The 11,040-nt window shown below is 71.7% G+C and carries 9 protein-coding genes and 2 rRNA genes; 2 read left to right on the top strand and 9 right to left on the bottom strand.

What is annotated here, in order from left to right:
* Nucleotides 1-3 precede the first annotated feature (3 nt).
* The 5 genes from T328_RS31645 to T328_RS31665 are packed head-to-tail and all read right to left on the bottom strand — an operon-like array spanning nt 4 to nt 5,650.
* On the bottom strand, nt 4-846 hold the full coding sequence (locus T328_RS31645; protein WP_496499666.1) for an ABC transporter ATP-binding protein: 843 nt from the start codon (nt 844-846) through the stop codon (nt 4-6).
* Entirely contained in the window at nt 843-1,880 is a 1,038-nt protein-coding gene (locus T328_RS31650; protein ID WP_496499667.1) for a FecCD family ABC transporter permease, read from the bottom strand. Before T328_RS31650 ends, T328_RS31645 begins: the two co-directional genes overlap by 4 nt.
* Nucleotides 1,877-2,929 carry a FecCD family ABC transporter permease gene (locus tag T328_RS31655; RefSeq protein WP_496499668.1) on the bottom strand — a complete coding sequence of 351 codons (1,053 nt, stop codon included), beginning with the start codon at nt 2,927-2,929 and terminating at the stop codon, nt 1,877-1,879. Before T328_RS31655 ends, T328_RS31650 begins: the two co-directional genes overlap by 4 nt.
* 4 nt (nt 2,930-2,933) lie before the next feature.
* Nucleotides 2,934-3,749 (bottom strand): MFS transporter, encoded by an 816-nt coding sequence (locus T328_RS31660; protein WP_496499669.1) that lies wholly within the window; start codon nt 3,747-3,749, stop codon nt 2,934-2,936.
* Nucleotides 3,746-5,650, bottom strand: coding sequence for an ABC transporter ATP-binding protein (locus tag T328_RS31665; RefSeq protein WP_496499670.1), 1,905 nt, complete (start codon nt 5,648-5,650; stop codon nt 3,746-3,748). The genes T328_RS31660 and T328_RS31665 overlap by 4 nt, the downstream gene beginning before the upstream one ends.
* A gap of 90 nt (nt 5,651-5,740) precedes the next feature.
* On the opposite strand from T328_RS31665, the gene T328_RS31670 reads away from it, so the two are divergent.
* A complete protein-coding gene (locus T328_RS31670; protein ID WP_496499671.1) occupies nt 5,741-6,397 on the top strand; it encodes a MerR family transcriptional regulator in 657 nt (218 codons plus the stop codon).
* Nucleotides 6,398-6,465: 68 nt separating this feature from the next.
* Here T328_RS31670 and T328_RS31675 read toward each other — a convergent pair whose 3' ends face one another.
* Complete coding sequence (locus tag T328_RS31675; RefSeq protein ID WP_496499672.1) at nt 6,466-7,515, bottom strand: HAD hydrolase-like protein; 1,050 nt, start codon at nt 7,513-7,515, stop codon at nt 6,466-6,468.
* A 77-nt stretch (nt 7,516-7,592) separates the two neighbouring features.
* Between T328_RS31675 and T328_RS31680 the strand changes: the two genes are divergently transcribed.
* A complete protein-coding gene (locus T328_RS31680; protein WP_496499673.1) occupies nt 7,593-8,867 on the top strand; it encodes a DUF1015 family protein in 1,275 nt (424 codons plus the stop codon).
* Nucleotide 8,868: 1 nt separating this feature from the next.
* Here the strand turns inward: T328_RS31680 and T328_RS31685 are convergent, their stop codons facing one another.
* The 3 genes from T328_RS31685 to T328_RS31695 form a co-directional block, all read right to left on the bottom strand.
* Nucleotides 8,869-9,711, bottom strand: coding sequence for a tetratricopeptide repeat protein (locus T328_RS31685; protein ID WP_496499674.1), 843 nt, complete (start codon nt 9,709-9,711; stop codon nt 8,869-8,871).
* 824 nt (nt 9,712-10,535) lie between these two features.
* Nucleotides 10,536-10,652, bottom strand: a 5S ribosomal RNA gene (rrf, locus tag T328_RS31690).
* Between the two features lie 112 nt (nt 10,653-10,764).
* A 23S ribosomal RNA gene (locus T328_RS31695) occupies nt 10,765-11,040 on the bottom strand; the annotation flags it as partial.

The following is an 11,040-nucleotide window of genomic DNA, read 5'->3' on the forward strand; positions in this document are numbered from 1 at the left end:
CGCTCAGACCCGGCCGGCCGCCGCCGCCCGCGCCTTGCGCGCCGCCGGGACGACCAGCGGCGTACCGGTCTCCGGGTCGGCTATCACCTGGCACTTGAGGCCGAAGACGCGCTCGACCAACTCGGCGTCCACGATGTCGTTCGGATGCCCTTCCGCGACGATCCGCCCGTCGCGCATGGCGATGAGGTGCGTGGCGTAGCGCGCCGCGTGGTTGAGGTCGTGCAGCACGGCCACCAGCGTGCGCCCCTGTGTCTCGTGGAGTTCGGCGCAGAGGTCGAGGACCTCGATCTGGTGCTGGATGTCGAGGTACGTCGTCGGCTCGTCGAGCAGCAGCAGCGGCGTCTGCTGCGCCAGCGCCATCGCGATCCACACCCGCTGCCGCTGCCCGCCGGACAGTTCGTCGACATAACGATCCGCCAGTTCCCCGATCCCGGTGGCGGCCATCGACTCCTGGACCACCCGTTCGTCCTCCCGCGACCACTGCCGCAGCAGCCCCTGGTGCGGGTAGCGCCCGCGGGCGACGAGGTCGCCGACCGTGATGCCGTCGGGGGCCACGGACGACTGCGGCAGCAGCCCGAGTATCCGCGCCACCTTCCGCGCCGGCAGCGTGCCGATCACGTCGCCGTCCAGCAGCACCGCGCCGGCGCTCGGCTTCAGCATCCGCGCCAGCGCGCGCAGCAGCGTCGACTTGCCGCAGGCGTTGGGCCCGACGACGACGGTGAACGAGGAGTCGGGCACCGCCACCGACAGCTTCTCGGCGACGACCCTGCTGTCGTACCCGAGGGTGACGTCCTCGGCGGCGAGACGGCTCACTGCGGGGCTCCTGTTCGGCGTTCGGTCTTTCATATCCGGCCCGCCCGGCGCTCCGCGGCCAGCAGCCAGAGGAGGTAGACGCCGCCGAGCACTCCGGTGACGACGCCGACGGGCACCTGGTCGGCGCCGAAGGCGCGCTGCGCCCCCCAGTCGGCGACGATCAGCAGCGTGGCGCCCATGAGCGCGGCGGGCGCCAGGTTGGGGCCGGGCGAGCGGGTCAGCCGGCGGGCGAGCTGCGGGGCGGTGAGGGCGACGAAGGCGACGGGCCCCGCGGCGGCGGTGGCGGCGGCGGTGAGCAGCACGGCGGCCAGCAGCGCCACGAGCCGTACCCGCTCGACGGGAATGCCCAGCGCGTACGCCGTGTCGTCGCCCATCTCCATCATCCGCAGCGGCCGGCCGCACGCCAGGACCAACGGCACCAGCACCCCGCAGACCGCGACCAGCGGCCACACGTGCGTCCAGTCGCGACCGCCGAGCGAGCCGGTGATCCACAGGGTGGCACGGGCGGCGTCGACCAGGTCGGCCTTGGTGAGGAGGTAGTTGATGACGCCCGTGAGGATGGCGGCGGCGCCGATGCCGACGAGGACGAGCCGGTAGCCGGACACGCCCCGCCGCCACGCGAGCAGGTAGATCGCCGCCCCGGTGGCGAGCCCGCCGGCCACGGCGCCGGTCGCGACCGCCTCCGAGCTGCCCTTGAACAGCACGATGACCACGAGCGCGCCGACCGCGGAGCCGTGCGAGACGCCCAGCACGTCCGGACTGCCCAGCGGGTTGCGGGAGATGGCCTGGAACACCGCCCCCGCCAGCCCCAGCGCCGCACCGACGAGCAGCCCCACCAGCACCCGCGGCAGCCGCAGCTCGCGGACGACGAACTCCTGCCCGGGATCGCCGCCGCCGAGCAGCGTGCGCACCACGTCGCCGAAGGAGATGGGGAAGTCGCCGGTGCCGACGAGGACCACGGCGGCGGCCAGCGCGGCGGCGGTGAGCAGCAGGCAGACGAGCAGGGCGCGCAGGTCGAGGCGTACCGACAGATCGCCCTTCGTGCCGCGTACGTTGAGCGTTCTCACAGCTGCGCCATCCTCCGGCGTCGTACGAGATGGATGAACACCGGCCCGCCGAGGATCACGGTGACGATCCCGACCTGCACCTCCGCGGGCCGGGCCAGCACCCGGCCGAGCACGTCGGCGCCGAGCAGCAGCACGGGCGCGAGCACGGCCGCGTACGGCAGGATCCAGCGGTTGTCGGGCCCGGTCACGGCGCGCACCATGTGCGGGATCATCAGGCCGACGAAGACGATGGGCCCGCAGGCCGCGGTCGCGGCGCCGCACAGCAGCGTGACGGCGAGCATGGCGAGCAGCCGGGTGCGGGTGAGGTTCGCGCCGAGGGCGCGGGCGGTGTCGTCGCCCATGGCCATGGCGTTCAGCGGGCGGGCGAGCAGCAGCGCGAGGACGATGCCGACGGCGAGGAACGGGAGCACCTGCCGGATGGTGGTGGTGTCGGCGGAGGCGAGCGAACCGGTGGTCCAGAAACGCATTTTGTCCAGCGCCGCGGTGTCCGTCAGCTCGACGGCGCGCACGTAGCCGAAGAGCGCGGCGGTGGCGGCGGTGCCGGCGAGCGCGAGGCGCACGGGCGTGGCGCTGCGGCTGCCGCCGAGGGCGTAGACGAGTACGGAGACGGCGGCGGCGCCGGCGAACGCGAACCAGACGTAGCCCGCGACGGAGGTGACGCCGAAGAAGCTGATGGCGCTGACGACGGCGGCGGAGGCACCGGCGTTGATGCCGAGCAGCCCGGGCTCGGCGAGGGGGTTGCGGGTGAGGGCCTGCATCACGGCGCCGGAGAGGCCGAGCGCGGCGCCGGCGAGGAGGCCGAGGACGGTGCGCGGGACGCGCATGTCGCGGATGACGACGTCGGTGTCGGTGCCGGTGTAGTCGAAGAGGCCGTGCCAGACCTGGTCCAGGGGGATGGCCTTGGCGCCGACGGCGATGCTCGCCACGCAGACGAGCAGCAGCGCGGCGCAGGAGGCGAGCAGACCGGCGGCGCGCGGGGAGAACCACCGGCGGCGCGGCGCGGCGTCCTTGGGCCCGGGGTCCGTACGGGGAACAGCGTCGACCAACACGCAGTTAGGTTAGCCTACCCTGATCGATCGTTGGAGTGGGCGGAACCTCGCTGACGGTGCTTTCCTGCTGTTTTCCCACGGAGTTTCCTTTGGCGGCGGGCTCTTTCGCATCGACTGGTTTCGACGCATCGGTTCGCATCGCGGTGGCCACCAGGGCTGCGGCGGCGAGCGCAATCATGGCTGCGACGAAGGCGATGAGGTGCAGTCCGTCGGTGTGGGCCTGCTCGGCGGTTCTGCCGTCGGTGCTCGACATCTCGGACGCGAGCAACGCCCCGAAGAGGGCGATACCGAAGGTCGTTCCGGTTTGCCGGATCGCGGCGATGGTGGAGCTGGCGCTGCCGGTGCGCTGTTGTTGCACGGCGGCCATGGCCGCCGTGTTCGATGCGGGCATCAGGAGTCCGTAGCCGGCGTTCATCAGAATGAGCGCCGTGACGGTTCGCGCGTAGCCGGTGTCGGGACCGATCGCAAGGAGGGTGGCAAGACCGGTGGCCGCGAGCAGCAACCCAGCAGTCATCGGCAGTCGGGGCCCAATCCTGGCGACCAGGTGCCCGGTCAGCGGAGGCACCGTAACGGCGACCACCGCGGCGGGCATCAGCATCAACCCGACGGTGGCCGCGCTGTGATGCTGCGCCTGTTGCAGGTACGCCGGGAGGAAGACGCCCAGCGCGAACACGGTGAACGCGAGGAGGAACGACCCGGCGTTCGGGACGGTGAAGCGTGGGTCGGCGAACCAGCGCACCGGCAGCATCGGTTGCGGGTGCCGCAGTTCGACGATCAGGAAGGCAGCCAGAGCGATCACGGCGACCCCGAGTGCGATCAAGGTCGTCGGTGTGAGCCAGCCGTGCTCAGCCACATGCGGACCAGCGGTCCAGGATGCGGCCACAGCCGGTACACGTTGCGGATCACGCATGGTCTCCGCTGCTGGGCGTGCCACAGCCGGGCGTACAGCCCGCGGCGGGAGACGAGGTCGTGGTGGGCTCCGGCGTCGACCTGGCGGCCTTCGTCGAGGACGAGAATCTGGTCGGCGCCGGTGATGGTGTGCAGTCGATGGGCGATCACGACCACGGTCTTGCCCGCGACGAGTTCGGCGAGTGCGTCTTGAACGGCCGCTTCGTTGTCGGGATCGAGCGCTGCGGTGGCCTCGTCCAAGATGACGATGGGAGCGTCGGAAAGAATCGCTCGCGCGATCGTCAGGCGCTGCCGCTCACCACCGGAGAGCCCGCCCTTGCCGACGCCGAGCACCGTGTCGTAGCCGTCCGGCAACCGCTGGATCACGTGATGGAGTTGGGCCGCCTTGGCCGCCTGCCGAACCTCGTGGTCGGCTGCCTCAGGGCGGCCGATCCGGATGTTCTCGGTCACCGTGTCGCGCAGCAGCATCACGTCCTGGAACACCAGCGACACCGACGACAGCAGAGTCTCCGACGCCATGTCGCGGACGTCGACGCCACCGATCCGGATCGCGCCGCTGGTGACGTCGTAGAACCGCGGCAACAGGCCGGCCAGGGTGGACTTTCCGGCGCCGGACGGGCCGACGAGGGCGGTGACAGTGCCCGGCTCGCATCTCGCGGTGATGTCCTCGACCGCGTTGGACACCCCGTCATACGAGAAGGACACCCGGTCGATCTCGATCCGGTGACCGTCCGGCTGTCGTGGCTCCCGCGGTTCGGGAAGGGGGTCGAGGGACAGCAGGCTGTCGATATGGCCGGCCGCCATGCGCGCTGTCCGCAGGCCGTGGGCGCCGCGGAACACCGGGCCGATCGAGCTCGGGAGCCCGACGCCCACGACGAGGAACGGCAACAGGTCCGTGACGGTGAGCCAGCCCGCGCTCACGAAGGCCAGGCCGGCGGCCATGACCACGCCCAGAATCGTCATCTCCGAACCCAGCACATGGCTCACGGCCGAACTGGTCCGGTTCTGGGTCACGAACGCGCGGTACGCGTCGCTGTGCTCGTCCATGGCCTCGTTGAACCGGCCCAACACCCGCCGCTCGGTGCCCCCGAAGGTCTTGACGACGCTGATCCCGTCGACGTACTCCTGGCTGGCTGCGCTGATCCGCTCCTCAGCGGCGATCAGACGGTTGATGTGGGCCGGCGATGAACGCATTCCGGCCCGGTAGTTGAGCAGCCCGAGCCCGGGGACCGTGACGATGATCAGCGCCATGCGCCAGTCCACCGACACCAGGTAGCCGACCGCCACCATCAGCGTGGTCGTCGCGCCCACCATGCCACCCAGCGCGTGGGCGAACAGTTCGTGCATCGCGCCCAGGTCTTCGCTCATCGCCTTGCGAACCCGGCCCGAGCCCGCGGAGCGGAACCAGCCAAGAGGCACCGTTCCCAGCCGCCGCACGATCCGCACCCGCAGGTGGTGCAACATCTCCGCATCGGCGGTGTGCCCCACGTGTGCAGCCAACCCGAGCAGGACCAGCCGCACCAAGGCGCCCACCGCACCGATGCCGGCCCACACCCACGCCGATGTCGCCGTGCTCGCGATATCCGGAGCTGCCAGCACGGTACGCGCGATCTCCGCGACTGCCAGGAAGGGCACGAACCCTGCTGCTTCGGCCACGGCCGACATCGCCGCACCGACGATCAGGCGGGTACGGATCGGGCGCAGCATGCGGGCTGCGGCACCGAGCCCGATCAGTCGAGGAGTGTCGATACCGGCGGGCTCCGCCGGTGGCTTGTCGGATGACCCGCGCGGTGCGGCGTCTGTGGCTGTCATATGCGGTCAGCGGTCCTCGCCATCTCGTTGCTCAGGTTAGGCTGACCTAAATTCTGAATCTTGAAGCCGACTTGATGTCAAAGGACGCCTGTGAGTGATGAAGGAGTACGCATCGGCGAGGCAGCCGCGCTGTACGGGCTGGCGCCCTCCACCCTGCGATGGTGGGAGAAGCAGGGCGTACTCGGCAGCCCCGCCCGCCGTGGACAGCAACGGCTCTACCGCGAGCAGGATCTTCGCCGCATCGGGCTCGCGTACCTGTGCCACGTCACCGGCAAGATGCCACTGGACCGCGCAGCCACCGCCGCGTCTGACAAGTCCGACACCACAGCGTGGCAACGCACCATTGCGGAACAAGTCGAGCTTGTCGAGCGGCAACTGGAACAGATGGAAGCTGCGCGCGACTACCTTCAAGCTCTCCTGCGGTGCGACCACGCCGATCCGGTGCAATGCCCCAGCCTCGACGTCGAGCTCAACCTCCGAACGCCACGAGGACGCCTTCCGCACCGGAATCTCACCGACGCTGCCCGCGCGGCCCGTGACAGCCGCCACCGGCGGCGCGACGCCACCGCGGACCGTGACGAAACTCCGATAGTTGAAAATGAAAGTGACGAAAACGTGCCAACCGCAGGTCACCCATGCCGCGCCTGCGGACAGCCGGTCACTCAGGCGCCACGCGGTCGTCCCCGCCTGTACTGCTCACACGCCTGCCAGCAACGCGCCTACCGCACTCGCCGTCGACACGCGTAGCGACTCGCTCTGGAGCACCGGCCCAGCAACAAGATCAAACAAAACCCGGGCAGGTTGACTCGGGGAACTCACAGGCCGAGGCGGGCCAGCGCCTTCCCCGCGTCGAGGCCGCAGGAGCCCTCGCCCGCGTACGTCCACGCCGCCGCGCACAACGCCCGCAGCCCGTCCAGCGGTTGCCCCTCGCCGTCCAGCCACGGCTGCGGATCCGTGCCGCGTACGGAGGCGGTCCAGCCGCCGCACCGCGCCGCGACCCCCTCGCCCGCGCCCGTCACCGCCACCTCCGGCTGGCCGGCCGACAGCCCGCGCAGGTCCGCCGCCACATACGCCGGCCGGTGCCGCGGTGCCGCCGCCACCAGCTCCGCGGCGCGGGTGATGCCGGTCAGCACCAGCAGCGCGTCGACGCCGCCGTTGTACGCGCCCTCGATGTCGGTGTCGAGCCGGTCGCCGACGACCAGCGGCCGTCGCGCCCCGGTCCTGATGATCGTCTCGCGGTGCATCGGCGGCTGCGGCTTCCCCGCCACCCGCGGCTCGGCGCCGGTGACCAGGCGCACCACCGCCAGCGCCGCGCCGTTGCCGGGGGCGAGGCCGCGGGGGGTCGGGATCGTCAGGTCCGCGTTCGACGCGAACCACGGCACGCCGCGCTGCACCGCGACCGCCGCCTCGTCCAGCCGCCCCCACGCCATCCCCGGCCCCCCGTACCCCTGCACCACGGCCGCCGGGTCGTCGTCCGCCGACTTCACGATCACGAGCCCGCGCTCACGCAGCGGCCCGTCCAGCCCCTCCCCGCCGACCGCCAGCACCCGTGCCCCCGGCGGCACCTGCTCGGCCACCAGCCGCGCCACGGCCTGCGCCGAGGTGATCACGTCCGCCGGTTCCGCCGGCACGCCCATCGCGGTCAGCCGCTCGGCGACGACGGCCGGGGTGCGGGAGGCGTTGTTCGTCACGTACGCCAGCCGCATGCCGGCGGACCGCGCCGCGTCCAGCGCGCCGACGGCGTGCTCGACGGCCACGCCGCCGATGTAGACCACGCCGTCGAGGTCCAGCAGCGCCGTGTCGTACGCCGCGCACAGCGGCTCCGCGCAGGCGTCGGGGCGGGTCCTGACGGGCTGGCTGGTCACGACGGCGGCTCCTCGGGCGGCGCGATACCTACGGGCCCTATCGTCGCGCACCGCCGGCGGCGCATACGATCCGGTCCATGCAGCGTTCACCCGGCCTTGAGATCCACGCCTTCCGCGGGTTGCGCTACGCGCCGTCCCGGGTGCGCAGCCTCGCCGCAGTCACCTCCCCGCCGTACGACGTCGTCGTCCGGCCCGACGGACTGCACCACCTGGAGACCGCAGACCCGTACAACATCGTCCGCCTCATCCTCCCCCGGGCCGGCGACCCCGCCGCCCGCCACCGCCTCGCCGCCGACACCCTGCGTCGGTGGCGCGCGGAGGGTGTCCTCGTACCGGACCCGCGGCCCGCGCTCTACGTGTACGAGCAGCGCAGGGGCGAGCTGCTGCAGCGGGGCGTCATCGGGCTGCTGGCGCTGAGCGAGCCGGCGGAGGGCGTCGTCCTGCCGCACGAGGACGTGATGGAGGAGATCGTCGCCGACCGCGCGGGCCTGATGCGCGAGACCGCCGCCAACCCCGAGCCCCTGCTGCTGTCGTACCGCAGCGACGGCGCGGCCACCGGCACGACCGCCGTCCTCGTCGAACGCACGACAGCGCGCACACCGCTGCTGGCGATGACGACGGAGGACGGCTTCGCGCACCGGCTGTGGGCGGTGACGGACACGGACGAGATCGCGGCCGTACGCGCGGACCTGGCGCGGCAGCGTGCGCTCATCGCGGACGGGCACCACCGCTGGGCGACGTATCTGCGGCTGCGCGCCGAGGAACCGGCGCCGCCGGGCACGCCGGGGCCCTGGGACTACGGCCTCGTCCTGCTGGTCGACACAGCCCGCCACCCGCTCGTCGTCCGCGGCATCCACCGCGTGCTACGCACCCTCCCGCCGGCCGACGCACTGCGCCTCCTCGGCGACGACGCCCGCGTCCGGCCCGTCCCCGGGCCCCTGTCCGCGGCGCTGGCGGCGCTGGAAGAGACGGAGGGCAACGCGTTTCTCCTGTCGGGCAGGGACACGCTGCACCTGGTCGACCGCCCGGACCCGGGGCTGCTGGCCCGTACCGTACGGACCGACAGGCCGGAGGCGTGGCGCAGCCTGGACGCCACGGTGCTGCACGCGACGCTCATCGAGCACGTCTGGCGACTCCCGGACGAGCCCGCGCACATCGGCTACGTCCACGACCCCGAGGCCGCCGCCGCCCAGGCGGAGCGCCTGGGCGGCACGGCGGTGCTCATGAAGCCGGTCGCGGAGGACGTCGTACGGGAGCTTGCGCGGGACGGGGTGACGATGCCGCGCAAGTCCACGTCCTTCGGCCCGAAGCCGGCCACGGGGCTGGTGCTGCGGGCGCTGGACCTGGGGTGAGTCAGCGGACTGGGTCCTCGTCGCCCGCGGGATCGTCGTCGTCGGTGAAGTCGGTGTCGTTCACCTCGGGCAGACCGGCACCGGCATCCGAGGAAGACCCCGACTCCTCTTCGACGGCGCTGACGCCGTCGCTCTCCTCGCCGTCCTCGGTATCCGGATCGAGCGCGTCCGTGAATTCGATGCCGTCCAGCTCGGCCAGCCGGTCGGAGGCGTCCGTGAGCCCGTCGTGGTCGGCTTCCAGGGCCTTCGCGAACCACTCCCGCGCGTCCTCCCCGCGGCCGACCTCCAGCAGGGCGTCGGCGTAGGCGTAGCGCAGCCGCGCGGTCCACGGGTGCACACCCGTGGACGCCAACTCGGGGCTCTGCAGGGTGACGACGGCGGCGTCGGCCTGCCCCATGTCCCGCCGCGCCCCGGCGGCGACGAGCCGCATCTCCACCTGCCCCGCCTTGTCCAGCCGCTGCACCTCCGGCTCACCGGCCATCGCCAGCGCACGCTCCGGACGCCCCATGCCGCGCTCGCAGTCGGCCATCACCGGCCAGAGGTCGGGACGCCCGCTCATGCGCCGCGCCGCGCGGAACTCGGCCAGCGCCTCCTGATACCGGCCCGTGTGGTACGCGGCGAAGCCGGCGGCCTCCCGCACGGCCCCGACGCGGGACGCGAGCCGCAGGGCCACCTTGGCGTGCTCGTAGGCCCGGGCTGCGTCCTCGTCGAGCAGCCGGGCGACCATGACGAGGTTCTTGGCGACGTCCTCGGCCAGCGTCTTGGGCAGGCTCTGCAGCTCCTGCCGAACAGCCTTGTCGATCTCCTGCCCGGTGACGTCCTCGGGGATCGACAACCGCCGCACGGGCGGCCGCTCCCCCTCCCGCCGCGGACCACGCGCCCGATCCCCCCGCCGGTCGTCCCGCCGCTCGAACCGCCCCCCACGGCCGTACGCCCCGCGCCCGTCGCGATCCCCGTCACGCCGCGGCCCGCGAAGCCGGCCGTCATCACGCCGGAAGTCACGACGAGGCCGGTCATCATCCCGGCGCGGCCCACGCGGCCGATCCTCATCACGCCGGAAATCACGCCGCGGCCGGTCATCATCCCGGCGCGGCCCACGCGGCCGATCCTCATCACGCCGGAAATCGCGGCGCGGCCGGTCATCATCGCGACGGAAGTCACGCCGCGGCCGGTCGTCACCACGGTTGAAGTCACTCCGCGGCCGGTCGCCATCACGACGGAAGGGACGACGAGGACGGTCGTCATCGCGACGGAACCCCCGAGACCGGTCGTCTCCGCGACGATCGTCATCCCGCCGAGGCCCGCGAGGACGGTCGTCGTCACGCCGGAAGTCACGCCGGGGACGGTCATCATCCCGGCGGGGCCCACGCGGCTGGTCCTCATCCCGGCGGAAATCACGCCGCGGCCGGTCATCCTGCCGCCGCGGCCCACGCCCCTGCCGATCCCCGTCCCCACGACGCGGTCCCCCGTGCCGCTCCCCGTCCCGCCGGTCGAAACCACGCCCGTCGCCGTCACGACGCCGGCCGCGGCCACGGTCCTCGTCACGCCGGTCGGGCTCGTTGGTGGTCATCTCACTACTCTCCTCTAACTCCGGTCGCACCGGAACGAAAAACAAAAAAGGACCTGTGGTCCCAGCGCTCACGCTGGGACCACAGGTCCTCAATAATTGTTCGGCGGTGACCTACTCTCCCACACGGTCCCCCATGCAGTACCATCGGCGCGGTCAGGCTTAGCTTCCGGGTTCGGAATGAGACCGGGCGTTTCCCCAACGCTATGACCACCGAAACCCTAAAGTGGGTCAGCGAACAAGCACACTCTTCAGTTAGGTGAACAAATTCCAGCTGACCCAGCAGCAATAGTTTGCTGTCTGGGAGCCGCACAGTGGACGCAAGCAGCTATGGACAAGCCCTCGGCCTATTAGTACCGGTCACCTCCACCCCTCACAGGGCTTCCAGATCCGGCCTATCAACCCCGTCGTCTACAGGGGGCCTTAACCCCTACAAGGGGGTGGGAGTCCTCATCTCGAAGCAGGCTTCCCGCTTAGATGCTTTCAGCGGTTATCCCTCCCGAACGTAGCCAACCAGCCATGCCCTTGGCAGAACAACTGGCACACCAGAGGTCCGTCCGTCCCGGTCCTCTCGTACTAGGGACAGCCCTTCTCAAGACTCCTACG

This window comes from Streptomyces sp. CNX435, assembly GCF_059570575.1.